The 24,400-nt window shown below is 52.6% G+C and carries 23 protein-coding genes, 1 other RNA gene and 2 pseudogenes; 9 read left to right on the top strand and 17 right to left on the bottom strand.

What is annotated here, in order from left to right:
* The first annotated feature begins 4 nt into the window (after positions 1-4).
* Positions 5-106 (top strand): helix-turn-helix domain-containing protein, encoded by a 102-nt coding sequence (locus ACL2XO_RS20880; RefSeq protein WP_413741426.1) that lies wholly within the window; start codon positions 5-7, stop codon positions 104-106.
* Here ACL2XO_RS20880 and ACL2XO_RS20875 read toward each other — a convergent pair whose 3' ends face one another.
* The 3 genes from ACL2XO_RS20875 to ACL2XO_RS20865 form a co-directional block, all read right to left on the bottom strand.
* A complete protein-coding gene (locus tag ACL2XO_RS20875) occupies positions 107-235 on the bottom strand; it encodes a hypothetical protein (RefSeq protein ID WP_413741425.1) in 129 nt (42 codons plus the stop codon). It lies immediately after the preceding gene.
* Positions 236-405: 170 nt separating this feature from the next.
* Positions 406-1,740 (bottom strand): gluconate:H+ symporter, encoded by a 1,335-nt coding sequence (locus tag ACL2XO_RS20870; RefSeq protein ID WP_132926498.1) that lies wholly within the window; start codon positions 1,738-1,740, stop codon positions 406-408.
* 240 nt (positions 1,741-1,980) lie between these two features.
* Entirely contained in the window at positions 1,981-2,871 is an 891-nt protein-coding gene (locus tag ACL2XO_RS20865; RefSeq protein ID WP_132926499.1) for a LysR family transcriptional regulator, read from the bottom strand.
* Between the two features lie 142 nt (positions 2,872-3,013).
* Here ACL2XO_RS20865 and ACL2XO_RS20860 point away from each other — a divergent pair, with 142 nt between their 5' ends.
* A complete protein-coding gene (locus ACL2XO_RS20860; protein WP_413725286.1) occupies positions 3,014-3,241 on the top strand; it encodes a hypothetical protein in 228 nt (75 codons plus the stop codon).
* Positions 3,242-3,342: 101 nt separating this feature from the next.
* Here the strand turns inward: ACL2XO_RS20860 and ACL2XO_RS20855 are convergent, their stop codons facing one another.
* Positions 3,343-3,489, bottom strand: a complete 147-nt coding sequence (locus tag ACL2XO_RS20855; RefSeq protein WP_165934248.1) for a hypothetical protein — start codon at positions 3,487-3,489, stop codon at positions 3,343-3,345.
* Positions 3,490-4,160: 671 nt separating this feature from the next.
* Here ACL2XO_RS20855 and ACL2XO_RS20850 point away from each other — a divergent pair.
* Positions 4,161-9,446: a hypothetical protein gene (locus ACL2XO_RS20850; RefSeq protein WP_413741424.1), complete on the top strand. Its 5,286-nt coding sequence runs from the start codon at positions 4,161-4,163 to the stop codon at positions 9,444-9,446.
* Between the two features lie 390 nt (positions 9,447-9,836).
* Here the strand turns inward: ACL2XO_RS20850 and ACL2XO_RS20845 are convergent, their stop codons facing one another.
* A complete protein-coding gene (locus tag ACL2XO_RS20845; RefSeq protein WP_413741423.1) occupies positions 9,837-10,313 on the bottom strand; it encodes a GNAT family N-acetyltransferase in 477 nt (158 codons plus the stop codon).
* Positions 10,314-10,381: 68 nt separating this feature from the next.
* Positions 10,382-11,290 (bottom strand): SDR family oxidoreductase, encoded by a 909-nt coding sequence (locus ACL2XO_RS20840; protein WP_413741422.1) that lies wholly within the window; start codon positions 11,288-11,290, stop codon positions 10,382-10,384.
* 210 nt (positions 11,291-11,500) lie between these two features.
* Between ACL2XO_RS20840 and ACL2XO_RS20835 the strand changes: the two genes are divergently transcribed.
* On the top strand, positions 11,501-12,373 hold the full coding sequence (locus ACL2XO_RS20835) for a cupin domain-containing protein (protein WP_413741421.1): 873 nt from the start codon (positions 11,501-11,503) through the stop codon (positions 12,371-12,373).
* 265 nt (positions 12,374-12,638) lie between these two features.
* On the opposite strand, the pseudogene ACL2XO_RS20830 reads toward ACL2XO_RS20835, so the two are convergent.
* From ACL2XO_RS20830 to smpB, 6 genes and pseudogenes are all read right to left on the bottom strand, one after another.
* Positions 12,639-12,889: pseudogene (locus tag ACL2XO_RS20830) on the bottom strand (hypothetical protein); the annotation flags it as partial.
* Between the two features lie 223 nt (positions 12,890-13,112).
* Complete coding sequence (locus ACL2XO_RS20825) at positions 13,113-13,397, bottom strand: type II toxin-antitoxin system RelE family toxin (RefSeq protein ID WP_203524677.1); 285 nt, start codon at positions 13,395-13,397, stop codon at positions 13,113-13,115.
* Positions 13,387-13,638 (bottom strand): prevent-host-death protein, encoded by a 252-nt coding sequence (locus ACL2XO_RS20820; protein WP_203524676.1) that lies wholly within the window; start codon positions 13,636-13,638, stop codon positions 13,387-13,389. Before ACL2XO_RS20820 ends, ACL2XO_RS20825 begins: the two co-directional genes overlap by 11 nt.
* Before the next feature lie 231 nt (positions 13,639-13,869).
* A pseudogene (locus ACL2XO_RS20815) lies at positions 13,870-14,157 on the bottom strand (integrase arm-type DNA-binding domain-containing protein); the annotation flags it as partial.
* 191 nt (positions 14,158-14,348) lie between these two features.
* Positions 14,349-14,730, bottom strand: a transfer-messenger RNA (tmRNA) gene (gene ssrA / locus ACL2XO_RS20810).
* Positions 14,731-14,776: 46 nt separating this feature from the next.
* On the bottom strand, positions 14,777-15,259 hold the full coding sequence (gene smpB, locus ACL2XO_RS20805) for an SsrA-binding protein SmpB (RefSeq protein WP_132926523.1): 483 nt from the start codon (positions 15,257-15,259) through the stop codon (positions 14,777-14,779).
* A gap of 160 nt (positions 15,260-15,419) precedes the next feature.
* Here smpB and ACL2XO_RS20800 point away from each other — a divergent pair, with 160 nt between their 5' ends.
* Positions 15,420-15,854, top strand: a complete 435-nt coding sequence (locus tag ACL2XO_RS20800) for an SRPBCC family protein (protein WP_132926525.1) — start codon at positions 15,420-15,422, stop codon at positions 15,852-15,854.
* Positions 15,847-16,131, top strand: a complete 285-nt coding sequence (locus ACL2XO_RS20795) for an RnfH family protein (protein WP_413741420.1) — start codon at positions 15,847-15,849, stop codon at positions 16,129-16,131. Before ACL2XO_RS20800 ends, ACL2XO_RS20795 begins: the two co-directional genes overlap by 8 nt.
* A 149-nt stretch (positions 16,132-16,280) precedes the next feature.
* Here the strand turns inward: ACL2XO_RS20795 and bamE are convergent, their stop codons facing one another.
* The 3 genes from bamE to nadK form a co-directional block, all read right to left on the bottom strand.
* Entirely contained in the window at positions 16,281-16,628 is a 348-nt protein-coding gene (gene bamE, locus ACL2XO_RS20790) for an outer membrane protein assembly factor BamE (protein ID WP_132926529.1), read from the bottom strand.
* Between the two features lie 113 nt (positions 16,629-16,741).
* The gene (gene recN, locus ACL2XO_RS20785) at positions 16,742-18,403 is read right to left on the bottom strand and encodes a DNA repair protein RecN (protein WP_413741419.1); all 1,662 of its coding nucleotides are present in this window, start codon (positions 18,401-18,403) and stop codon (positions 16,742-16,744) included.
* An 87-nt stretch (positions 18,404-18,490) separates the two neighbouring features.
* Positions 18,491-19,369, bottom strand: coding sequence for an NAD(+) kinase (nadK, locus tag ACL2XO_RS20780; RefSeq protein WP_132926533.1), 879 nt, complete (start codon positions 19,367-19,369; stop codon positions 18,491-18,493).
* 183 nt (positions 19,370-19,552) lie between these two features.
* On the opposite strand from nadK, the gene grpE reads away from it, so the two are divergent.
* Entirely contained in the window at positions 19,553-20,140 is a 588-nt protein-coding gene (grpE, locus tag ACL2XO_RS20775; RefSeq protein ID WP_132928031.1) for a nucleotide exchange factor GrpE, read from the top strand.
* Positions 20,141-20,338: 198 nt separating this feature from the next.
* Here the strand turns inward: grpE and ung are convergent, their stop codons facing one another.
* Positions 20,339-21,022, bottom strand: a complete 684-nt coding sequence (ung, locus tag ACL2XO_RS20770) for a uracil-DNA glycosylase (RefSeq protein WP_132926535.1) — start codon at positions 21,020-21,022, stop codon at positions 20,339-20,341.
* Between the two features lie 344 nt (positions 21,023-21,366).
* Between ung and grcA the strand changes: the two genes are divergently transcribed.
* The gene (grcA, locus tag ACL2XO_RS20765) at positions 21,367-21,750 is read left to right on the top strand and encodes an autonomous glycyl radical cofactor GrcA (protein WP_132926537.1); all 384 of its coding nucleotides are present in this window, start codon (positions 21,367-21,369) and stop codon (positions 21,748-21,750) included.
* A gap of 366 nt (positions 21,751-22,116) precedes the next feature.
* Here grcA and srmB read toward each other — a convergent pair whose 3' ends face one another.
* Positions 22,117-23,460 carry an ATP-dependent RNA helicase SrmB gene (gene srmB, locus ACL2XO_RS20760; RefSeq protein WP_132926539.1) on the bottom strand — a complete coding sequence of 448 codons (1,344 nt, stop codon included), beginning with the start codon at positions 23,458-23,460 and terminating at the stop codon, positions 22,117-22,119.
* Positions 23,461-23,592: 132 nt separating this feature from the next.
* On the opposite strand from srmB, the gene ACL2XO_RS20755 reads away from it, so the two are divergent.
* Positions 23,593-24,342: a tRNA1(Val) (adenine(37)-N6)-methyltransferase gene (locus tag ACL2XO_RS20755; protein WP_413741418.1), complete on the top strand. Its 750-nt coding sequence runs from the start codon at positions 23,593-23,595 to the stop codon at positions 24,340-24,342.
* Positions 24,343-24,400: the final 58 nt, after the last annotated feature.

Raw genomic sequence — 24,400 nt, 5'->3', positions numbered from 1 at the left:
GGCCATGGCCACCAAGCATCTTGATGCGCTGGAGACGCCCCTGGGGGCAGGGTTATTCCAGCGGAGTACGCGTAAGCCAAGTCTGACCGAGGCGTGGCAGCAGTAACTACAGATGGTAAACCGGCTGTTGCCGGCGCTGGGTGACGTTGAAAATCTGCTGGCTTCGCAGCGGGCCGATGCCAGGGGTGTATTGAGACTCAACCCGCAATGCGTCCCCGGCCAAGACCCGCGCCAAGATCAATTTTCTTGTGGACGCCTTCCAGCAAAGCCCTCCCAGGGACGGGTAAGCTATTACCGCACCATGCTAGGGCGGGACACGTCCCGCCATCGTATGTGGCTATGATAACCGACGTCATAAACCGGGAGACTTTGTCGTGGCCGAAGGTCTGCTAGGTCCGCTGGTGTTCAGTGGACAAACAGGCTCAGCAGCATCACCACCGCCAGCCCCACCAGAGAATTTACCAGCTCCAATAATCCCCAGGTTTTAAAGGTGTCTTTCATGGAAATCTTGAATGACTGCTGAAATAAAAGAAACCCGCCGTCATACATCAATGTCATGGTATTGCTGCCCACCGCGCACACCAGTACCATCAAGACCGGATTGACGTGGAAAGCATCAATCATGGGCGCCACAATGCCCGCGGCGGTGATGGCGGCTACGGCGCCTTGCCCGGTCAGGATACGGATTATGACGGTAATGAGCCATGCCAGAATCAGCGGCGAAACCGGAATATTCCCCACCATGCTGACAATGGCGTTGCCGACGCCGGTGTTGATAATCACTTCTTTCATGATGCCGCCGGCGGCAATAACCAATAACACGTTTGATACGCCGGAGATGGCGACGCTTAAGGTGTCCGTAATCTGCTGGCCGCTTTTTCCCCTTAAAACGCCCAGTGCGAAAATGCCTACCAGCACGGCAATCAGCATGCTGATTTCGGCGCTGCCGAGAAAGGCCGCCACCTTGAACAGCTCGCTATCTTTATCCACTATCAGCCGGATGATTGACGAGAAAATCATCAAGATGGCAGGCAGCAACGGCACCAATAAACTGATGCCGAACCCCGGCAACTCGTTGGCGGGTTTGAACTCGGGGGGCGCCATAATGTCACCCAGCGGCATTTTATCGATGCCCGGAATGAATTTTGTCAATATGATGCCGGAACAGATTATGGAGGGAATGATAACTATCAGGCCAAAGATATAGACCAGCGAGATATTGGCATGAAACGCGGTGGTTAACGCCATCGGTCCCGGCTGCGGCGGAAAAATGCTGTGCCCCATGGTTGCGCCGGCCACCAAAGGCACAATTAATCTCATATAGGGAATATTGGCTTTTTTCGCTATGCTTATCACCAGCGGCGCGGTAATCAAAAACGCCACCTCATAAAACATGGCCATGCCGAAAATAGTACCGATGATCAACAATGCATATTGCAGGTAGCGCACGCCCAGCAGGTTGATAATAGTATCGGAAATCTGCTGCGATGCACCGGATTCCGTCATTAATTTACCGATCACGGCGCCAAAAATAACAATCAGGGTTAGCGTGCCTAAAATACTGCTTAGCCCCATTTGTATCGTGGCGACTATTTTATCGATGGGCATTCCTTCGGCAAATGCAAGAAAAATTGCCGAGACCATTAACGCCAAAATAGTGTGCATTTTGACTTTAACAATCAATATTACCAACAACGCTATCCCGACTAAAACCCACAATAAAGGCATTATATGCGCCATACTCTTGACCTTATTATAAATACTATGGATATGATCTAATTCTCAGCATGGCCTCAAAATTTCCTTAACGAGATGTTATCTGATAATGATCCTCATTTACTCTCCATACTACCATACTATGTTAAAGACGTTGAATTCTGTGAAATTGATCACAGAATTTTCACCATCGAAGCCTAACCAGGGTTTGAGATAAATTAATCTCGTTGAAGTGTTTATCAAGGGCGAAGGTAAACACAGCCGTCATGCCGCCGGGTCGCCTTCATTGGCACTCTGCACCATGGCGATAAAGAGATCCCGCAGCGGATCCGCCAGGGCGGGGTTCCAAAACATTCCCACGTCCCAATGGGCATAAGGGCCCCGCAGCGGGATCATATCTATGCCTTCGGGGGCAATATAAACCGTACTTTCCGGCACGACGGCTACGCCTACACCGGCGACCACCAAGGCCAGCATGGTTTGCAGGTCCCGCGTCCGCTGCACGATATTTGGAACGATGTGGTTAAATTCCAGAAACAGTTCTATTTGCCGGAACAGGCCCGGACCTTTTTCCGCAGACAGTTGGATAAAGGGCTGCGAAGCAATGAGCTGATAGTCCTGGAGGTCGGTGGTTGCCGGTACCGTTTTTTTCTTCACCGCCAGCACCAGTGATTCGGAAATAAGTTTAAGTCCGGTAAGCGGCGGTTCCACCGGCATGCGCATAAAAGCCAATTGCAGCTGGCCGGATAACAGTTGGGCGGTCTGTTGGGTGGAAGAAATATCCTCCAGGCTGACGATGACATCCGGATAAGCCCGGCGAAAGCGCGCCACCCAGTCCGGCGCGATTTTAATGCCGGAAATGCCAAAACCGATGGCCAGATTTCCCTTGGTCCCTTTCGCAATATCGAGAGCATAATGCCGCAACGCTTCCCCTTGCTCCACCAGTTCACGCGCTTTCTCCAGCAGCAGCACTCCAGCATGGGTCAGTTGAGCGCCGTGTCTTCCCCGGACAAACAGGGTCAGGCCCAGCTCGTTTTCCAGCAGTTTGATCTTTTTTGACAGCGCAGGCTGGGTAATGAAAAGCCGTTGCGACGCCTCACGATAGTTTTGTGTCTCCGCCAACAGGACAAAGGCACGCAAGAGCAGAGTATCCATTCCAATTGGTTATCGAAAGAAGAGAATAAGTGATTATATTTAAATCGCTTTTTGCTATCTACTCTTTATGGGCCTCAGGGCGCGCACATGTGATAACCATCACGTCCCGCACTGGTTACTACCGGGGTTTACTCAGGAGATCATGATGTCAAAACAACGCTTTATCTTTTTACTGAAAGGGGAAGTGGTAACCCCGCAGTCTTTGGACGATCCGGACGCCGGAGAAATTATACGTGCGGCATTATGCCAGAGTTTCGCCATTTCACATTTGCACGTTCTGGCAAAAAACAGCCGTGAAGCGCTGGCGAAGTACCAACTGTTGAGCGAGGGGTATTCAAGTGAAAAAAGAATGGAGGTCAGTCTTTATTGAGCGTGAATTACTGCTTACCTGCAAATAAAAGCCCCTCCCCAGTAGCGATGCTCCAGGGAGGGGCGATATGATGAAAATTTTTGTATCAGTTAGCCGGGCTGTTATTCAGCGGTGTTAACATGATGGGCATTGCCCTGGCTTACCGGGTAGGTATGGGCATAATCCTGATAATCGTTCTGGGCGGCCATGGAGACTGCCGGTGCGACCATGGCGGCGATGAGTGCGAGTGCTGCGATTGTCTTTTTCATGATGGTATCCTGTGTTCTCGTTGTAAGGGTGAAAGCTTTTTGCTTTCGATGAACTAATATTAACGAGCATTAATAAAATAGTCCAGAAAAATTTTTTGGCTGATATGTTCAAAATAACTGAAAGAGTTATTCAAGACCGAATTTTCCCATACCGCTGTACAAACCCCTTGACTGTGGCGGTAAACCAAGCCTGAAGGGATGCGTAAGAATCAACGTTGCGATAGCCGCCGAGACGTTTATTGTGAGCCGGCCGGTGAAACAGCCTTTCGCCAATGTAATAATTTTGCCGACGGGTTTGTTATATTTCGGGGGTAATAAATTATCGCCATGGATATGTAATATTGAAGTTCAAAAGCACGTAAAAAATCGCTTTTCGAGATTTTTCTTGGAAATATCTCTTTAACAATAAATGTCTTTGAATTCTATAATCAGTCAGAGATGATATATTTTATAGCAATTCAGTTTATTCTGCAAAACACGATATGTAATTCTATATAAGAATGTATTTATATTGTATTATTGATATCTTTAACAAAGAAAAAACCTGGATAAATCTATTTTAATTAATATTTCTGCCACTATAGTCATTCCTTGAATAAGGTTAATTTGGCCATCGTTTTATACGCTGCGATCAAAATATACAATGCCTGGAAATAAGATAGGTACTCAATATGATGAATAACATTGATCGGTCAATCCTTTCACCAGCGGCCTATCAGGGTCTCCAGGGGGATACCCCTAAAAAATATCTTAATCAGTATTTCACGGCGGCATATTCCATTAACCATGGCAATGTCCGGAACAATGATCGTTTAACCGGTCGCGATCTTTATTACCTTGCGCAAAGTCTGCAGAGTGAGAAAGTGACTCATTGCAGCCCCATGTCTGCTATAGGAGGATTGCCGGCAAAGCCTAAAAATTTAGCGGAACGGTTTATTTGCGCCCTGATGGTGTTGTCGCCTTGGCAAAGGGAAGGGCAGACGCAGGCAACGTTGCCCACCGGCGATAATAATCTGGCGGGAATCTACGCCGGTCGAACGCCAAAGATGTCAGGAGACCTCGTTATAGAGCCGCAGGCATCCCAATATGCCTCTTCGTCGGGGAACCGTCGCCATGATCATGCCGTGACGCGGAGACAAGGTTCTTCCTTAAAGGTAAAGCGCGAAGCGGCGCCTTCACCCCGGTTTGCCCGTTCCGATCCGCAATACATGCTCGGAATCTATTTAAATAAAAAAGCGGCGGCAAAAGTGGATCCCGAAAATGTCGATGTCAAGCCGTTGGGCGCCAAACTGATTGAAAGCGTCGATCGGTTACCGGACATTATTCCGGATGTTGCCCGCCTGACCCTGTACGGCAGTCATCTTTACGGCGAGCGACGGGGCGAGAACCTTACACCCCTGCAACAACGGAGCCTGATTGCGCAGGCTTTGTGCCGTTTTATTTATGGTGAGGAGAGCATCGTTCTGCGTGTCGTAAAGCTATTTGACGCCCAGCGCCATATTACCCACCAGGAATTTGCCGGAATAGTGCAATCCTGGCCCTATCCTGCGGGGTATGAGACTCATCAACGGCTATGGAGGGAAAATTACGAAGCCCCTGAAGTCCCCATATTTTATCTCAATAGCCTGTATGCCCAGTCGGATGTTCAGGAAGCCGGTAATAACGATACCCGAACGAGTGTTGATTTGGATAATCTGTGGGTCGGCAGTCTGACCTGGACCCTATTGCAATTCGGCGCCCGAGCAATTACTCAGGAGGATCCGGATAAGCTCAAATCGATGTCCTATTATTCTCTGATCGAACTGGGTCTCGGGTTGGTGGGTATGTATCGCCAGGGCGTGCTGGCCTCCGGCGTGGAGCCGATTATGTATCTGGGGCTGCTGCTGTATTTTCTGCGCGCGCGGCCGGATCTGGGTTTAGGGGAAATACTGGCATCCGATACCGTTGACGCTGCCTTTGACGCGTTAAAAGCCGAGCTGGAGGCCCGTCATCTCACCGTCGGTAACCTGTATAACGGCTTTACGCACTATCAGGCCGCTTATCATCGGCCCGCCTGGCGCAGCAGGGAGGCGGCGGCGGCGGAATTGATTAAACAATCCTGCGGCAGCGCGGATGCCCGGTTGGTGACGCTGAGCCTCCCCAAGGGACATACCAAGCGGAGCGCGCAGACATCCGTCCAGCAACTGCTGCTGTCGCCGTCCGGTTTTTACTGTCTGGATAACGGCGAGCGGGTGCCCAGTCTGGATACGTTTTATCAACAGCAAGTGGATGCCTTTGCCGGTTCGATCCGGGATCTGGATAACGCCCTGCTGTCTGTGGCCTTTATGCCCAGCGACGTCCGGGATGAGACGTTACAGGCGGATGATTTGCGCTTTCTTCAGCGGTCGGAGATCAAATGGGTCATCCCCAAGCTGGAGTTGATCCGCCGGCCGAAGGATATGTTTTATTCCAGCGTTGTCTTCCAACACCTCGGCAAACCGGATGCGCTTTTTTTCCAGGCCAAACAGGGTGATACCGAACGGTTGTTTACGCTGCAGACCACTTCCCAGGGTTACCTTCTGCGTGAACTCAAACTTGGGCATCACGATTACAGCGCCCTAAAACCTTTTATGGTGGATTGGCCGGCGCCGGCGATAATTTCTCAATTCAAGCTTGCCATCTCCTCGATGCTGAACGCCAGCTTGATGAAGCGGTCGAACGAGACGGTGGCGCTTTTCCTGCAGCACTTCGCCGAGCGCCATTATCAATCCTATCGGCTGCAAATCCACACCAGGGGTTATACCGGCGGCGAGTCTGTGCCGACAAAGGTTTTGGACACGGTGGCCGGATACGTTATTCCCTTTTACAGCTGTATCAATTCCATTATCGATAACCAGCATCAAGCAGCCTTTGCCGAGTGTTTGGTGGACGGGGCCCTGGTGGGGCTACCTCTGTTCTTTACCGGTGTCAAGGCCGGGCTGGGCCTGTTCAGGGAAGGAATGGTGGGGGCCGGTCAAACGTTAGGGGGGCCGATGTTCAGCGCCTCGAATCAGGAAATCTTCCGCAATGTTGTGCCTACCTCAGTACAGATTGCCGGCGGTATCGTCGGTACGAGCTCTTCAATGAGGCACTTCGCGGATGTCATGGGCAAACAGGCGCTCAATAGCCTGGACCCGGGTTTTGCCGCCCTGCGCTCATTGAGCATCGTGAGCAAGGGGCTTTATCTGGCGGTGCTCGGCAAAACGATAGTTGGACTCGGCGCGTTAAAGTCTAGGCTTATCAAAGTGTCAGGGGAATTACCCAAGATCGTTACCGAAAGTCTCGATCTGGAGGGGACGATTCTCTATGACGCGTATGGCAATACTCCCCTGACCCTGACAATAAAAGGTACCGATTACTCGGTTTTGCAAATACAAAACAGCAGCATGGTAGCGGTGGAAACCGGGGAACGCATGCCGGACGGCCATTTAATGTTTGCCCAACTGGATATTCATAGTCGGTTCGGCATTTATAAAAAATACTTTTGCCTGTACAGCGGCGATAACCCGCGCTGCCTGCTGACAGACTACCGCCATCCCGCCGTGCGGCTGGATGAGAATGCGTACGCGCCATCATCGCAAAGCAACCCCTATTACTGGTCGCTCTCCAGCAATCTGCCTATTCAAGTGTTGGTGGTATACCCGCTTCATATGCTGGAGTTCGGCGATCGGCAATGGTCGGCATTTGAAGTCAATCACCGCCGCTGGGTCCTTGATCATCAGACCGGCAACACTGAAGCCCTGGATAACAGCGACGATTGGCTGGCGAAAACAAACGTGAAGGGCGAGCGGGTGTCGATGATTGAGCCCGGAATTGACGACCGGTCCTTCAGGCTGAAATTGTCTCCTTTGCGGCATCGGCGCAAACGGGATTTGACATTGCCGCGGGTTCAGGACTGGCGTCGGTTGCTCCATAATTACACCTTGAATGACGATGGTATTTTGAGCTACTACGCCAATATCCATAACGAAAAGGATTTGAGCGTCAAGATCGGCGAGGCGGATTATTATCTCTCAATCGAAAAAAACGCCTGCACCTTCTTGTTGCGCCATCCCAGCGAACCCGCCGCCCCGATGTTTCGCGTGGCCTATGTGATAGACGGCGGCGATTTTGTTTTCGCCTCGCCGGTAGAGCTTTCCAATTCCCACCATATCGGCGAATCACTACGAAAGAAAATTGAAGACAACCCGCAGGCCACGCAAGAACCTCATATTGATTTTCTGTTGCCACCGCTGTTTAACGGCGCATTTTGCTACGGTAATAAAATGTTCCTGAAAATAGGCGATCGTATTTTACATATCGCCCATTTCAATGGGATTTACCATACCTTATCCCTGAACGGGGATAAATCTGGCGACAAGTATTGGACGCTCCGTTACGAGTTATTTACCGGTAGTTTTGATATTGTCGATATCCAAGACCATTTACCCGCGAAAAATAATGGCATACGAGAGCCCCGTTCCCGCTTTGATCGGCTGGCGATACGAACTTATTCCAATCATATCTATCCTACCCTGGCGACACTGTGCGGGATGGATTATAGCGACGTTGATACTTTGCCGCTGCCGGAGTCCGACCTGTACACCCGTTTACGCCAGGTGGCGCTGCTGCTGCGCCTTGACGTGCAACGCCGGTATGAATTGCTGCATGCCACCAGCGTGGCGCTGCGCGCTTTCAGCATGGATCGCCACCTGAAGGTTGAGTGGAAAAATGATTTTCAGGCGCTTTCACTCTGGACCACTTTGGAGAAAGTTGTCTGGCTCTGCCGTTCCCATAAACCATTAGGAAGCGCCTGGAGCCATCGGCAATGGCGGCAGGACGAGAGCCGCGTCTGGCGTTTGCCCGCGCCATTACTGATAGCCCGGCGACCCGATATGCAGCTCTTTATCAGCGACAAGGAATACATCGATGGCCATAAGTGGCAAAAGAAAGACTATGCCTTGCTGCTGGAACGCGAGGGGGTGACGGTCAAGCCGCTTGACCCCGAAGGCAGTCTACGCCGCTGGCTGCCGGCGCTGGAGCATGCCAGCCAACGGACGATAGTCACAAAATTCGCCTTATCGAAAACACAGCAGCCGATATTTTGGATCGATCTTGAGGGCCAGATTTGGGCGCAAACGCCGGATGGGGTTAAGACCCCGCTGTATCGCCATAATACCGATCAGGAGATAGATGAAATTGTTACGTCGCCGGACGGCAGTATTGTAGTACTGATTCATATCCGCACGTCCCATACGGAGGCGGCGTTATTTTACAGCATGCCGTCTATGGGCTCACCGCTCGCGTCACAGGATCTCTTTCCCTATAAAGAGGCAAGCCTGGACGGATCGTGCGTCCCGGGCAAAGAGTGGTGGGTAACCGACACCGGCGACCTGTTTGCTCCCTGGGATGATGGATGGTCTTTTTTGGGCGAGGATAATCCCCACCGCGGCACTCCTGAGGGCTACCAGCCGGACTTCGTTTCCCCAGACCAGCGTTTTCTTGGCTATACCCGGCGTGATGGCAGTACATTGACCCATGAAGTTGTACTGGATGATACCTTCGGCGACCGGCAGATAAAACTGCAACGCAGCCGGCCTTGTTCCACGGAAAGCTTCGGTATGGGAAGGCTGGCGAGCGTGGCGTTTTCTTCGCTGAACGCACTGGTAGCCCTAGGGTTTTCCGACGGTTATATCGAAATATTCCGCATCCATGATGAGGAAAACCAAGGCGCGGTGGTCTCCCTGGGCCATATCAGCCTGCCGTTGGCTGAGCTGCTCATCTCCGACACCCGCCATCCCAAGCCAAAGCAGATGGCGATGAAATTCAATAATGCCTTTGATCGCTTGGTTGTTTTTCATGACATCGGGCTGTTTAGCGTTGATGAAAAAGGAAACGGCAGCTATGTGGCGTCTGAAATTTATGTGGCTGATTTACAGGAGGCAGGCACTGGACCTTAGGCAATAGGAATTGATGACTTTCCCCTTTTCAATATGGGGCCGGGCCTTAGCTGTGTGGTTGGTTTACCGGCCCTCATTCTCTGTGTTAGCTCACTATGCAGAAGCGCGGAAACATTAACTAACCGTGCTTTCAGAGACAACGTATTTTTGCATCGGCATGAGAAATTTGCAGCGGCTGTTCAGAATATCGGTGGTATATGTGCGTGTAGCAATGAATAAAACAGATTTTTGGATTAGCAAATATCAAGGAAAGACGTTACAGAATATAGATGAATACTGCACTATTAACGGTGTTTCTGATGAGTGGCTATATTTATGGGAATCTATCACTTTCAGCAAGCTATATTTAACAGTCCGCAGTGTGGACTGAAAAAACGCAAATTCATCGCATCACTTCAATAATTTTTGCATAAGAACCATGTCAGAACGAGGTTGTTTATCTGCCTCGGCAAAGCCAAGGGACAGATATAACCCCATGGCTTTTTGATTATCCCGATACACATTGAGCGTCAATAGGTTCATGCTGCTGACTTCGGTTGCTTTGGCGATAAGCTGTTGGCAAAGAACCCGGCCAAGGCCGTTCCCACGGGTTTGCGGGGATATGATAATACGGGCCAAATGGCTAATGCCGGATTCTTTTTGTACCACCTGGCCAAATCCGAGGGGATCGCCAGGACGCTCAGAGTTACACAGTATATAGCTCCTTCTGGTCGCATCCTGTCCATTCAGTAACTGTGGCAAATTTTCCGCATCCAGTGGAAACGGTAAATTAGGCCCTGCCCAGCGCATACAGGCCGTGGCATCCTCCACCCAGGTGGACAGGACCGCATAATCCGACGGAGTCGGCAAACCTAATATATAAGCCATACACTATGCCAAATGATTGAATCTCTGCGGCAAGTATATCCAAAGATAAATGGCAACAGTACCCATGATTAAAAATTCCCACCCTGCGTATCCGTGCGCGCATCCAGCTCAAGATCGCTGAGCAGTCCCGGACCGGTGGGATGCCACCCCAGGCGCTGCCGGGTCAGCTGACTTGACGCGGGCATATCCATGCCGGCGAACATGGCCAGCCAGCCGAAATGGGATTGGGCTTCTTCCACACGGATGCTGACCACAGGGATTTGCAGCAGTTTGCCAATGGCTTCCGCTATCTGGCGCAGGGGTATGCCTTCCTCTGCCACCGCGTTATATCGGCTGCCCGGCTCATGCTTTTCAAACGCCAGCCTATAGAGACGCGCCACATCCAGCAGGTGCGCCGCCGGCCAGCGGTTGACTCCTTCCTCGACATAAGCCGATACCCCTTTGTCGCGAGCCAGGCCGATAAGCTGGCTGATGAGACCCTGCTTGACCTTATTATGCACCTGCGGCAGGCGGACCACCGACACATTCACCCCCCCATCGGCAACGGCCGCTCCCGCATTTTCCGTAGGGGTACGGGGGATAGGATGGTTGGGAATATAATAATCCTCCGTGGCGATCCGGCCTGGAGCCGCCGCACCCATAGCGGTTACCGAGGTGATGACCAACGGGCGATCCGTGCCGATGAGCGCGGAACCCAGGGCGTCAATGGCCCGGCTTTCCTTTTTGCCGCTCTCCTCGAACGTCGAGAAGTCATGGTCATAAGCGCAGTGAATCACCCCGTCAGCTCCGGCTGCGCCAAGACGCAGGCTATTCAGGTCCTCCAGACTGCCGCGATGCACCTTGGCCCCGGCGGCGATGAGCCGTTTCGCCCCGTCATCCGATCGCGCCAGCCCAAGCACCTGATGACCCGCGTTGATGAGTTCGGGCACCAGGGCAGTGCCGATAAACCCGGTCGCGCCGGTTAGGAAAATTTTCATAGCTGTTCCTTTGATGTGAATGGATAAGTTATCTCAACGAGGGACGCTCGCGTTTCTTCTTACCAATAGTCGTCACGATAGCAAAAGAGGGCCGTACGATATATTCTTTAAGTTCGTATTACTGGTTTGATCGTACGGATTTGCATGGACCCGCTCTCAGAGGTGTTATCGCTGCTCAAGCTCAAGACCTATGTGTAGGGGGGCTTTGTAGTGAACGAAAAATCCCGTATCCAATTCCCTAAGCATCGGGGCTTGAAGTGCTACTCAGTGGTAGCGGGTTCATGTTTCCTGGCGATGGAGGGAGTAACCGACCCGGTGTTCATGGGGGAGGGGGATTCTATCCTCCTTCCCCGCGGCCGGCCGTTTTGCCTGGCGACGGACCTGTCTTCTCCGCCGGTGAATTTCGACGTGCAAATGGCCGCGCGCAGGCCGGATGTTCCGCTCTTTTCCGACGCCGTGGGCGGATGCTCCGTTCTTGGCGGGCACTTCCTCATGACCGGCGGGCATGCCGACATCCTACTGAACGCGCTGCCTCCCATCGTCCATATCCGCAACGAGTCGAGCAAAGAAGTGATGCGATGGTCGCTGGAATCCTTAAGGGAGGAATTACGCGATCCTCAGTTGGGGGGATCGCTGGTGGCGCAACAGCTTGCTTATATTTTGCTGGTGAAGGCCCTTAGGCTGTACCTGCAGAGCGAGGCAACCAGGGGCGTAGGGTGGCTTTTTGCCCTTGCCGACCCGCAGATGAGGGCCGCGATAGCATGCATGCACAACGATCCGGGGCATCCCTGGAAAATACAGGAACTCGCTCATCACGTCGGCATGTCGCGCACCGTCTTTGCTCAACGGTTCAAGGAAAAGGTCGGGATGACCTCAATGGAATACCTTACGCACTGGAGAATGTTGCTCGCCAGCGATCGCCTGCAGACGTCTGATGACCCTGTTTCCAAAATCGCCTGGTCAATCGGCTACGGTACGGAAAGCGCCTTCGGCAAGGCGTTCAAACGGGTTCTGGGGTACTCGCCGAGAGAACACCGCCGGCGCTATCAAGCAGAACCGCTGCCCGGCACGACCGATGAGTGATGACAGGTGGCGGCGCTCAATTTCATGGTTCGTTCAAATCGACTTAAAACGCTTACCTTTTATTCTTAAATGGGCGATTTTGGCGAGTTCGACATCCTCTAGCGCCGTTCAGGCCGCTCATCGGTGATTTGAAGGCGAATTCCCCGTCCAGCTTTTCGTATTCAGCCTTAAATTCCGGTTGTTCCATCCAATCTGAGACCATTTCGGCATGGGTTTTGGTTGGAGGTATGCGTTTAGCGTTCATTTTTTACCTCTCTCAATCTGGCTTCAGCCCTGCATTCACCGTTTGGCTGTTCATCGGTTGCCTCGGTTTTATGCGCCCGGTTCATTTTCATGCGTTCCGCCGGTATATGCCATTCCCTCGCTGATAAATCGAGTTCTGTCCAGCGGCTATTTGAGGCTTCGGCAGGGCGGGTAATCGTTGATAGCCTGTACCAGCGTGCGAGCTTTAATGTCCGTGATGCTGATATCGCCGATGGCGGGAAAGATATCCTTTTCGGGGGAGCGCCGGATATCTTAGGCATAGTCACAAGATCTCCCCAGCATTCCACTAACATAAAAAGCCCGCAGGGCTTGCGCCATGCGCTGGCGGAATCTGAATTTTTCACGTAATGAATTGGTATATATGGATTTAATTCCAATTCAGATTTCAGGATATACCTGAACGTATACCGATGTGGAAAAGTGATGGGATGATGAAGGCAAATTTTGAATCGTTGTTGCCGCACACACCACCCGGTTAGAGCCGGGCTTTAGCGGCGTTATATACTTCTGAGCGTTCACGCTTGCCCACGGCCAGCACCAGCACAATCACCTCTTCATCGATCGCCTGGTAAACCAACCGATACCCGGCAGACCTGAGCTTGATTTTATAACAATCAGGCATGCCGCTGAGCCGATTGGCGGGAATATGGGGATTGACCAAAATCTCTTTTAACTTCTTTTTGAACTGCTCCCGTAACGGCGCGCCCAGCTTTTTAAACTCCTTAAGGGCATGCTCTTCAAACTCCAACTCATAGCTCATCCAGCTTGACCTTGACGCGCTTACCTTTCATCCGTGAACGGGCGATTTTGCCGAGTTCGATATCTTCCTGATAATCCACCATGGCTTCCCATGTTTCCGGTGAAATGTAGTAACCGGAGATATGGCCGTTGGTCAACACCGCCACCGGTTGCCCGTGGGCCTCTTTCAGGGCGCCATTGGGTGACTTTTTAAAATCGCTGATACTCACCGACGCATTAGCCAGGATAGGTTGTACAGACATAACGAGTCCTTTTTAGTACGATATTTGATACTAAATTTAGCACTAAGTCAAAACGGCAGCAACAGTGTTATGCGAGTCTGCCGGGAAAAAAAGATTTTACGCAAAACTGTTCATCCTGTTCGCCTTTGATTTTTATTTATACAAAACATAATATTAAGTGGCGATGAGTTGATGAATAGGCGACCCTAACTCATCATCTTTTGATTACTGCCCATATGCCGAGGTGAAAATGAGCTGCTCTTTCTGATGCTCAAATGGATCGATCTGCTTTGCCAGCAAGATGCGCGATTCAGATCTTAGTTTACGTGCATCAGAAAGCGTGACGGCTGGATAAGCTCCGAAACTTTGCTTCGTCCGCTGTTTGGTGAAAGGGCGATAGTAGCGAAACTGCCAGAGTTTACTGCCGCTTGATTTGATAAGTAGAGCCAACCCATCACCATCCTAGAGGAGATAATCGGCATCTTTAGGTTTTGGTGCTTTGATTTCCGTATCGGTTAACGGCTTGGTTTGTCTTGACATGATCAGTCTCCGCTCTTGTAGGCCCAACGAAAACCATAATAGTTTTCGTTGGGCCTATCAATGGGCCCAAAAGGATTGGATTTAATTAGGTGACTTCAGACTCGAGAGGATACAAAAAAGCCCGCAGGGCTTACGCCTTGCGGGCTTCTAGGACTTCGTTGGATGGCTCTGGTAACCATCAACCAAGAATTTGGTGGAGCTGGGGGGATTTGAACCCCCGTCCGGAATTATTACGTCCTCGGCACTACATGCTTAGTCCAGTCATTACATTCGCCTGCCAGCTGCGGACGGACACGCTACTGACAAACTAGCCTGATTAGTTTTAGCGCTTTAACCCCAGGCAGGATCTCCACGCGAGCTCTTTTGGGTTTGACCTCTCTTGATCCCCGTCCTAAGAGCGAAGGCTAGGGAGAGAGGGAACCTTCAGGGTATTAAGCTGATTAAGCTGCTAAAGCAGCAGGTTCGAACGAGTTATCGTTTGCAATTATTTTTTTGAGGCTGTTTAACGAGGCCTACCTCACCTCGGCATGCACCTTGGGTTTCACAAATCCCGTCGAATCCAGAATCAGCCCCAAGTTGTTAATTTCATTATAGCAAAAACGCGGTGGCGGGGCAAACCTTAACGGCCGGCGTGCTTCATTATGCGCGCTTTATCCACCTGCCATTCGCGCTCTTTGATATCTGTGCGTTTGTCGTACTCTTTTTTACCCTTGGCGACGCCGATGCGTACCTTGATCCAGGCGTTTTTCCAATAAAGGGATAGCGCCACCACGGTATACCCCTCGCGGTTAACCCGGCCGAAGAGCGTGGAAAGCTCGCGATGGTTGAGCAGCAGCTTGCGGGTACGCGTGGGATCGCACACCACATGGGTGGAGGCCACCGCCAACGGCTGAAAAGTGGCGCCAAAAAGAAAGGCCTCGCCGTCTTTAAGCAGCACATAGCTGTCACTGATGTTGGCTTTGCCGGCACGCAGCGATTTGACTTCCCATCCCTGCAACGAGAGTCCTGCTTCGAACTCTTCCTCTATGAAGTATTCATGTCGGGCGCGTTTGTTCAGCGCAATAGTGGCGGAGCCTGGTTTTTGAGCTTTTTTCTTTGTCATGATACTAAATATTATACAGTTTTATGGGGGGAATTAAATGCTTTCCTGACCCGGTTGCCGGGTTTTCGAGCAAATGGCGTTAAACAAGCGGTAACAGATTTTTTATCTCATGACAGATAAATGATAATATTAAGTAGTTAACGACATGACAGGAACCCTTATGCCTCATATCAGTCGTTCCGCCTTGGTACCCTACAGCGTGGAACAAATGTTTGCTCTGGTAAACGATATCAGTGCTTATCCGGAATTCATACCCGGCTGTACCGGCAGCCGGGTGCTGGGAAAAGAAGGTAACGAGCTGACCGCCGAGATGGATGTGTCCAAGGCAGGCATCAGCAAAACGTTTGTCACGCGCAACGTGATAACCGATAACGAGAGCATTGTGATGCGCCTGGTGTCGGGGCCGTTTCGCACGTTTTCCGGCGACTGGCGGTTTACCACCTTGAGCCCGGAAGCCTGCAAGGTGGAATTCGAACTCAGTTTTGAATTCAAGAATAAATTAATCGAACTGGCGTTCGGCCACATCTTCAAGGAGATGGCCAATAGCATGGTGCAGGCCTTTACCCGCCGTGCGCAGCAGGTTTACAGTGCCTGACATCCGGGTAGAGGTGGTATATGCCTTGCCTGAGCGGCAGTATCTTTACCCGCTCACCTTGCCCGCAGGCAGCATGCTTAAAGACGCCATTGAGGCCTCCGGTATTTTGGCCCTGCGGCCTGAAATTGATCTGGGCAAAAACAAGGTGGGGATATTCAGCCGGCCCGCCGTGCTGGAGGACATCCTGAATGACGGCGATCGGGTGGAGATTTACCGGCCGCTGTTGTTGGATCCGAAGGAGTGGCGGCGTCAGCGTGCGGAGCGCACCAAGAAGTAAGACGGAGCGGCGTGTCCGTCTAGCTGTTGTTTTGCGGCCATCTCTTTGGTGGACTCAGTTCCCGAACTACACCAGAACTACACCAGCAACACACCTGAACGACAGCCGCCGGGTATCATTCCCGGCCGCCGCCGCTATGGCGCTGGCCGTTATGAGCTGGGGGCATTCAGCGCTGCCTGGTTATCGATATGGGTCAATGTGCCGCTGTTATCGAATGTCAGGGTAAGGGTTTGCTGGGTTACCGGCTCATGGCCCGGCTGGCGGCGGAACACGTAAAACCAGGTATTGGTGCCGAACGGGTCGTGTAGCATTGGCGTGCCTAACGTATAAGCCACTTGTTGCTTGGTCATGCCGGTATGAAGTTTCGCCACGTCAGCTGTGGTCAGATAATTTCCCTGATTGATATCGGGGCGGTAAACCAATCTTTCCAGCGTAGAACAACCGGCGGTTAACATCAGAAGAACGACGGCAGCGGCGGTCAACGTCTTACAGCTCATAATAATCACATTCCTTTTGGGCATAGGATGCCGATGATAATAGACCTTGCCGACATTGGGAACCTCTAGAAGGCCCATCTATGACCGCGGGAACGTAAAAAAGTTGAGCTTTTCTATGCTGCGAGCAGTTCTTTAGCGTTTGCCAGCGTATTTTTAGTCACTTCGCTACCGCCCAACAGACGCGCCAGCTCTTGCAGGCGGGCTTTTTTGTTCAGCGAAAGCATCTGTGTTTCGGTCTCGTTGCCATCGGTATTTTTGCTGACATAAAAGTGGTGATGGCCCGAACCGGCAACCTGCGGTAAATGGGTAACGCACATCACCTGGGTGGACTCGCCCAGCTGACGCAGCATTTTACCCACAATCGCCGCGGTAGGGCCACTGATGCCGACATCAACTTCATCAAATATCAAGGCCGGGGTATCCATCTTACGCGCGGTAATGACCTGGATTGCCAGGGCGATGCGGGATAATTCGCCGCCGGAGGCCACTTTCGCCAGGGGCTGCAGCGGTTGTCCGGGGTTGGTGGTGACCAGGAATTCGATGCGGTCACAACCGTCGGCGCTGAGCTGGTCTTCATCAAAATGGACGGCGATGGATAATTTCCCGTGGGGCAACGACAGCTCGCGGATGCTGCGGGTGATAAGCTCCCCCAATTCCCCCGCATGCTCCAGCCGTTTCTGGTTGAGCTGGCGGGCGGCGTGCAGCGCCTGTCCATGATACCGTTCCACCGCCTCCGCCAACCCCTGTGCGTCGATATCCTGCCGTTCGCTTGATTCCTGCTCCTGAAGGAGACGCTGATATAACTGCGGCAATTCCTCCGGGGCGACATGATGCTTGCGCGCCAGGTTCATCTGCCGCGAAAGCCGCTGCTCCAGTTCAAACAGCCGTGCCGGGTCCAAATCTAGATTCTCGCCGTAGTGGCGCAGCTCATCGCTGGCTTCGGTGAGCTGTATGGAGGCTTCCTCCAGTAAATCCAGAATGGGGGAAAGGGCGGCATCCATACCGGCAAGTTCGGTCACCCGCTGCTTGACCCCATACAATAACCCGAGCAGATTTTGGTCTTCCCCCTCGCTCAGGGTCTCGAGGGCCTGGCGGGTGGTGGTAATCAACTGGCCGCTGTTGGCCAGGCGCTTATATTCCAGGTCCATGAGTTCATATTCATCCGCAACCGGCATAAACTCATTGAGTTCCTTTAACTGATATTGAAGCAGCTCGCGTCGGGCGGCGCGGTCGGCGGCGTTTTTCCGGGATGCGGCCAGTTCAAGGCAGCTTTGATGCCACTGCCGGTAAGCGCCCGCCATGGTCTGGCGCAGCGCTTTTTCATCGGCATAGGCATCCAGCAGGTGCTTTTGATGATCCGGCCGCATCAGCAGCTGGTGGGCATGCTGTCCGTGGATTTGTATCAGGTGGTGCCCCAGATCCCGCAGCTGCGACAGCGGCACGGACACGCCGTTGATAAAGCCGCGGGAGCGCCCGTCCTGGCCCACCACCCGGCGCAAAAGGCATTCATTGCCGTTGTCCAGCTCGTTATCCGCCAGCCAGCGCGCGGCCAGGGGAGTATCGCCGAGGACGAACCGGGCGCAGATATCCGCCCGGGCCGCGCCGGGCCGTACCATGGCGGCGTCCGAGCGGCTGCCGAGGCAAAGGCCGAGCGCATCGATGGCAATGGATTTACCCGCACCGGTTTCGCCGGTTATCACGCTCATTCCCGCTTGAAAATCGATGGTTAATTCACGCACTATGGCAAAATTAGCGATGGTCAGTTGAGACAGCATGGCGATATTCCTGTACAAAACAACATAGCTGGAGTTAAGCACAGTATAAACTGGTTTTTTATACAGTAAAGCGGCGGCTGCCGCTTTTTAAAATAATTTTTTCGACCAGCCTAGTTTGGTGCTCAGCGTATTGAAATAGTTGTAATCAAGAGGATGCACCAAATCGAGGTGGTACTCGCTGCGGCGGATGAAAATCTCTTCGCCTTCCTGAATGGGCAGGGCTATCTGGCTGTCGCAGCTGATCTCCAGTTCGCTGCCGATTTGGGAAAACTTCAACCGTATGGTGCTGCTGCCGTTGATGACCAGCGGCCGTGACGATAGGGTATGGGGAAACATGGGCACCAGTACGATGGCGTCCAGCGGCGGGGTGAGTATGGGGCCGCCGGCGGAGAGGGAATAGGCGGTGGAGCCGGTGGGGGTGGCGATAATCAGACCGTCGGAACGTTGGGAGAAAGCGAAGCTATCGTCAATATACACTTCGAATTCAATCATATGCGCGACCTTGCCGGGATGCAGGACCACTTCATTGATGGCGGTGCTGAGCCGTCCGCATTGGTTGTCGCGGCAGACCTGCGCTTCCAGCAGGAAGCGCTCTTCACAGCGGTAGTCTCCCGCCAGTACATCTGACAGCTGCTGCAGGGCTGAATCCGGATCGAGATCGGTGAGAAACCCCAGGTTGCCGCGGTTTATGCCAATCACCTTGGTGTCGTAGCGCGCCAGGATACGCGCCGCGCCAAGCATATTGCCGTCCCCCCCCACCACTACCGCCAGATCGGCCCGCTGGCCGATGTCGGCGAGGCTGCCGGTGGCTGCGCCTTCCAGATTAAGGTCCCGGGCGATTTGATGCTCGATGATAACCTCATGTCCTTTCGCGATCAGCCAATGGTAGAGCATTTCATGAGTGGCCAGGGCGTTTGGATGACGCGGATGGCCGACAATGCCGATGCTCTTAAAGGGTGTATTCATGTTGTTGTTTTCCTCGCCGTGTTTTGCTGACTATACCCTTCATCTTTCAAGTTGCAGCCGCGCTGTCTGCAATTTGAAATCCATTGGGTATACATTATGCGACATCCCTTGAATCCCTGCTATTCATCCCCATAATAAGCGGAGTAGCAAGATTAAAAAGGCTAAAACGCGGAGAAACTCATGATGAGTAGTAAAGAACAGAACGCCCCTGACGAGCAAGTCTCACCGGAAATCGATATGGAACCAGAGCAACAGTCGGAAGCTGTGCCCGAGACGGCAGAAGTCGTGGATCCGCGCGATGAGCAAATTGCTGTTTTGCAGGCCAGGGTGGATGAACTACAACAACGGGAACGCGACAGCATGCTACGAGCCAAGGCGGAAATGGAAAATGTGCGTCGCCGTGCCGAACTGGATGTGGAAAAGGCCCATAAATTCGCTTTGGAAAAATTTGCCGGCGAACTGCTGCCGGTCATTGATAACCTTGAGCGCGGGCTGGATACGGCCGACAAGTCCAACAGCGAGCTGACCCCGCTTATCGAAGGCATTGAACTGACGTTGAAATCCTTGCTGGATGCGGTGCGCAAATTCGGTATCGAGGTGGTGGGGGATACCCATGTTCCTTTCGACCCCGCAGTCCATCAGGCGATGACCATGCTGGAATCGGACGAGCATGAGCCGAACCAGGTCATGATGGTGATGCAAAAGGGCTATACCCTGAACGGACGCCTGCTGCGCCCGGCCATGGTGGCTGTGTCGAAGGCCCGCAGCTAAAGATACCAGCCCTTGGCGCAGCCATAATGGCTTGAATGCATTATTGAATTCCTCCCGCCGGTTGGCAAACTGTCAGCCTCGGCGGGATTAGCGGCACCTGAAATATCCCGATTCCCGCCCAACCAAAGATTCTCATCTTCCCGGCTTGCCCTTACCGATCAGAATGGGTCCTGGCCGTCGCTGCCGTCGCTGCGTAAATCAATGAGACGGCAGATGCGGCTGCCAGTCTATGGGTTCTTGCCCCTGCTCTATTAAAAACGCGTTGGCTTTAGAGAAGTGTTTACAGCCCAAAAAACCCCGGTGCGCCGACAGCGGCGAAGGATGGGGCGCCTTGAGAATATGATGGCGTTTAGGATCGATAATTCCGCCTTTCTTTTGCGCATGGGAACCCCAGAGCAGGAAAACCACCCCCTCGCGGCACTCATTCAGCACTTCAATAACTTTATCAGTAAAGGTCTCCCAGCCCAGGCTGGCGTGGGAATGGGCTTTGCCCGCTTCCACCGTCAATACGGTATTGAGCAGTAGCACGCCTTGTCCGGCCCAGCTTTGCAGGCAACCGTGATCCGGAATGGTAAAACCGGGAATGTCCGCGCTGAGTTCTTTATAGATATTCACCAGTGAGGGCGGGGCGGGCACGCCCGGCCGAACGGAAAAGGAAAGGCCGTGGGCCTGGTTGGGGCCATGGTAGGGATCCTGTCCGAGAATGACGACTTTCACCGTTGCCAGTTCCGTATAACGGAACGCGTTGAATACGTCAGGTTGCGGCGGATAGACGGTTTTTCCCTCCGCCCGCTCCTGTGCCACGAAAGCCAGGGTTTGCCGGAAGTAGGGTTTGGTTTTTTCTTCAGCGAGGGTATCCCGCCAGGTGGGGCTCTGCGTCATGGTACGCTCCATGTTGGATAATGACTTATCCGGTAGCTTACCGGGTAACGACCGTCGGCGAAATGCTTAATGTGAATGAGATGCATGGCAAATTAAATTGTATTATTTCAAAATTATTTTAAAAAAAGTGCCGGCGCTAAAACAACAAAATTGATATAAAACATAAACATGTCTTTTTGGTAAAAGACTTATCGCCTTAAAAATTGATTTAAATCAAGGATAGTCGGCCGATTGGCTGGTATATAATCAGGCAGACGAATTGGTTTTACCAAATGTCCACAAACGCAAAACATGCAGTAGGGACATGGCGTGAAAATTTTGAAAGCCACACCACGGAGGCATCTATGATTATCGGAACTCAAATTACCCAGGCCGACAATAAAGCTTTGATTAATTCTTTCTGGCTGCTGGATAACAGTGTGGAGCAGGCGCGTTGCCTGTGTGCTGTTGCCGGCTATGCCGATGATCAGGTCGTAGCGTTAAGCGAACTGGGTAACATTGAATATCGCCAGATTCCCATTGAACAAAAAGAAGTCGTGCGCGTAGAAGGCGGGCAGCATTTGAATGTGAATGTGTTAACCCGTGAAACTTTGGAAGACGCCATCGCCAATCCGGATAAGTATCCGCAATTGACCATCCGCGTATCCGGTTATGCCGTACGTTTTAACTCGTTAACGCCGGAACAGCAGCGCGATGTTATCACCCGTACGTTTACATCAGCCATCTAATGGTCTTTGTAGTGCATTAAGGGAGCCTAGGCTCCCTTTTTTCATGGATCGGATTTTAGAGTGTTATATAATTTTATTATAAATCAATGTATTAAAAACTGAATAAGATAAAAACAGGTTTATATCAAATAACGGAATTGACCCGCTGTCACTATTTTGAACAGAACTTGTTTCAAATCATATGGCAGGTAACTAATTGAAATAATAATAAAAATAACTCAATAATTATTTTATCAAAAATAAAAATTTTAGTTAAGTATCATAAATACAATCATTCTCATTTCTAGAGTGTTAAACCCCTGAAAGATCGGGTGTGGCATAAAAAAAAGCCGCCCCGGCGGGCGGCTTTTTTAGAGGTGCGATGCATTATTCATCAGCGGGTTTTGCCGCCGCTGCCGATTCACTCTCAACCTGTTTGCCCGCCCGGCGCTTGCCGATATTTCTTTTATCGCGCAGACGCACTTTGACCTTGTCTTTCACCTGTCCCTGCTGCTTTTTCTCCTTCCGTTTCGCCAACACTTTTTTCGATGGCTTACCGGTGGCTTTTGGCGACGGCGCACGGGTGGCGGGGCGTAACTCGTCCACGATCCGTGCTTTCAAAGGTTCGTTAAGATAGCGGCTTATTTTGCCCAGCAGCAGGTGATCGTGGGCTTCAATCAGGGAAATCGCGGTGCCTTTTTTGCCCGCCCTGGCGGTGCGGCCGATGCGGTGCAAATACACGTCGGCGGTGGTGGGCAGATCGAAATTAATCACATGGCTGACATCATCTATATCCAGCCCGCGCGCCGCAACGTCGGTGGCCACCAGCACCGCCATGCGTCCGTCGCTCATGCGTTTTATGGCTTCATTGCGTTTGGCCTGCACCATTTCCCCTTCCAGATAGCAGGAGGTAATGCCCGCCTCATGCAGCCAGCCCACCAGTTCATGGACGCGTTCGCGCTTGCGGACAAAAACAATGGTTTTTGTCACGTCGGGCTGTTTTAGCAAATGGCAAAGCAGGGCGGTTTTGTGCTTGAGATCGTCGGCGCGGTAATACCACTGGACGATTTTTTTGCGTTCGCGCCGGGAGGAAGCAGCATCGATTTCAACCGGATCGTTGAGCAGGCGCTCGGCAAAATCCTTCACCGCGTTGCCTTCCAGGGTGGCGGAAAACAGCAGCGTCTGCTTGCGCCAGCGGGTTTCGGCGGCAATCACCTCCACGTCATGGGCAAATCCCATTTCCAGCATCCGGTCCGCTTCATCCAGAATCAGCGTTTCCACCGCGCGGCAGTCGAAATTTTCTTCTGTGATGTACTGCAGCAGCCGGCCGGTAGTGGCCACCACGATGTCCTGATTTTCGCTGAACACTTCCATATGATTCATATACGCCACGCCGCCGGTGATGGTGGCGACGTCAATCTGGGTATGGGCCGCCAGTTCCCTGGCCTGATCAGCGACCTGCATGGCCAGTTCACGGGTGGGCGTGACGATCAATACCCGCGGCGGCCCGGATTTCCTGCGGGGAAAATCCAGCAGGTGTTGCAGCACCGGCAGCAGGTAGGCGGCGGTTTTACCGGTTCCGGTAGGCGCCGAACCCAACACGTCGCGTCCCTCCATGGCCGGCGGGATCGCTTCGGCCTGAATGGCGGTAGGACGCTCATAGCCTTTATCCTGCAGGGCGGCGAGCAGGCTTTCATGTAGGTCGAGTTCGGTGAATTGGGTTACGGTCATGGTCTACCTCTGGTTGGGGCGCAGATTATAGACGGATCCCGATCAATCTTCATCTGTTTCCGCATGGATGGTTATTTCCACACCGGGCCTGTTTGACATAAAGTAACCCGATTGTTCGCCGGGAGCCTAGTAATGATGGAATCGCCAGGTCAAAAGACCCTGTTGCGCCGGGATGGTTTTACCTTTAAGTATTTTTTTGCCGCCCACGATCGATGCGCTATGAAGGTAGGCACCGACGGCGTGCTGCTGGGGGCCTGGACGCCGCTCTGCCCTGTCCCGCGGCGTATACTGGATATCGGTACCGGCTGCGGTCTTATCGCCCTCATGCTGGCCCAGCGCACCGGAGAGGGGACGGCTATCGACGCTTTGGAACTGGACGGCGCGGCCGCGGCCCAGGCGGGCGAAAACTGTGCCCGCAGCCCTTGGGCGGCGCGTTTACGGGTTATTAACGATAACATTCTCACTTATGCCTTGACGTCCACTGAACGTTATGAACTGATTGTCAGTAACCCGCCCTATTTTCCGGTGGGTATTCCCTGCCGGGATACCGGCCGGGATCGGGCGCGTTCCACCGGCACCCTGACCCATGAACACCTGCTGGATGCCGCTCGGCGATTGCTGGCGCCGGAGGGCCTGTTCATGCTGGTATTGCCCCTGGACATCGGCGAGGGGATTATCCGGCTGGCCCGCCGGCAGCGGTGGCAGGTACGCTATCGCACCGAGGTGGCTGATAATCCGGGCAAACCGCCGCACCGGATTTTGCTGGGACTGTCAACGGCGGCGGGAGCATCCTGTTGTTCGGCGTTTACGCTCAGGGATGAAAACCGGGCCTATTCGGCGGCCTACCGCGACTTGACCCGGGATTTTTATCTCGGGTTATGACATGGGCGGGCGGGATTTCCGCGAAAATCGGCGCGGCGCTGCTGCACCGGCCGGTTTC

The sequence above is a fragment of the Sodalis sp. RH15 genome, assembly GCF_047324255.1.
Taxonomy (GTDB): domain Bacteria; phylum Pseudomonadota; class Gammaproteobacteria; order Enterobacterales; family Enterobacteriaceae; genus Acerihabitans; species Acerihabitans ligni.
The sequence above is the reverse complement of the archived record's forward strand: the minus strand, read 5'-3'. Positions and strand labels throughout refer to the sequence as shown.

Excerpts from the sequence above, each read along its gene's own strand:
- bamE (WP_132926529.1), bottom strand. The coding sequence starts at position 16,628 with ATGAGCTGTAAGACGTTGACCGCCGCTGCCGTCGTTCTTCTGATGTTA.
- ACL2XO_RS20860 (WP_413725286.1), top strand. The coding sequence starts at position 3,014 with ATGATGTCAAAACAACGCTTTATCTTTTTACTGAAAGGGGAAGTGGTA.
- grcA (WP_132926537.1), top strand. The coding sequence starts at position 21,367 with ATGATTATCGGAACTCAAATTACCCAGGCCGACAATAAAGCTTTGATT.
- grpE (WP_132928031.1), top strand. The coding sequence starts at position 19,553 with ATGAGTAGTAAAGAACAGAACGCCCCTGACGAGCAAGTCTCACCGGAA.
- ACL2XO_RS20880 (WP_413741426.1), top strand. The coding sequence starts at position 5 with ATGGCCACCAAGCATCTTGATGCGCTGGAGACGCCCCTGGGGGCAGGG.
- srmB (WP_132926539.1), bottom strand. The coding sequence starts at position 23,460 with ATGACCGTAACCCAATTCACCGAACTCGACCTACATGAAAGCCTGCTC.
- ACL2XO_RS20845 (WP_413741423.1), bottom strand. The coding sequence starts at position 10,313 with ATGGCTTATATATTAGGTTTGCCGACTCCGTCGGATTATGCGGTCCTG.
- smpB (WP_132926523.1), bottom strand. The coding sequence starts at position 15,259 with ATGACAAAGAAAAAAGCTCAAAAACCAGGCTCCGCCACTATTGCGCTG.
- nadK (WP_132926533.1), bottom strand. The coding sequence starts at position 19,369 with ATGAATACACCCTTTAAGAGCATCGGCATTGTCGGCCATCCGCGTCAT.
- ung (WP_132926535.1), bottom strand. The coding sequence starts at position 21,022 with ATGACGCAGAGCCCCACCTGGCGGGATACCCTCGCTGAAGAAAAAACC.
- ACL2XO_RS20755 (WP_413741418.1), top strand. The coding sequence starts at position 23,593 with ATGATGGAATCGCCAGGTCAAAAGACCCTGTTGCGCCGGGATGGTTTT.
- ACL2XO_RS20800 (WP_132926525.1), top strand. The coding sequence starts at position 15,420 with ATGCCTCATATCAGTCGTTCCGCCTTGGTACCCTACAGCGTGGAACAA.
- ACL2XO_RS20820 (WP_203524676.1), bottom strand. The coding sequence starts at position 13,638 with ATGTCTGTACAACCTATCCTGGCTAATGCGTCGGTGAGTATCAGCGAT.
- ACL2XO_RS20850 (WP_413741424.1), top strand. The coding sequence starts at position 4,161 with ATGATGAATAACATTGATCGGTCAATCCTTTCACCAGCGGCCTATCAG.
- ACL2XO_RS20870 (WP_132926498.1), bottom strand. The coding sequence starts at position 1,740 with ATGGCGCATATAATGCCTTTATTGTGGGTTTTAGTCGGGATAGCGTTG.
- ACL2XO_RS20840 (WP_413741422.1), bottom strand. The coding sequence starts at position 11,290 with ATGAAAATTTTCCTAACCGGCGCGACCGGGTTTATCGGCACTGCCCTG.
- recN (WP_413741419.1), bottom strand. The coding sequence starts at position 18,403 with ATGCTGTCTCAACTGACCATCGCTAATTTTGCCATAGTGCGTGAATTA.
- ACL2XO_RS20855 (WP_165934248.1), bottom strand. The coding sequence starts at position 3,489 with ATGAAAAAGACAATCGCAGCACTCGCACTCATCGCCGCCATGGTCGCA.
- ACL2XO_RS20825 (WP_203524677.1), bottom strand. The coding sequence starts at position 13,397 with ATGAGCTATGAGTTGGAGTTTGAAGAGCATGCCCTTAAGGAGTTTAAA.
- ACL2XO_RS20865 (WP_132926499.1), bottom strand. The coding sequence starts at position 2,871 with ATGGATACTCTGCTCTTGCGTGCCTTTGTCCTGTTGGCGGAGACACAA.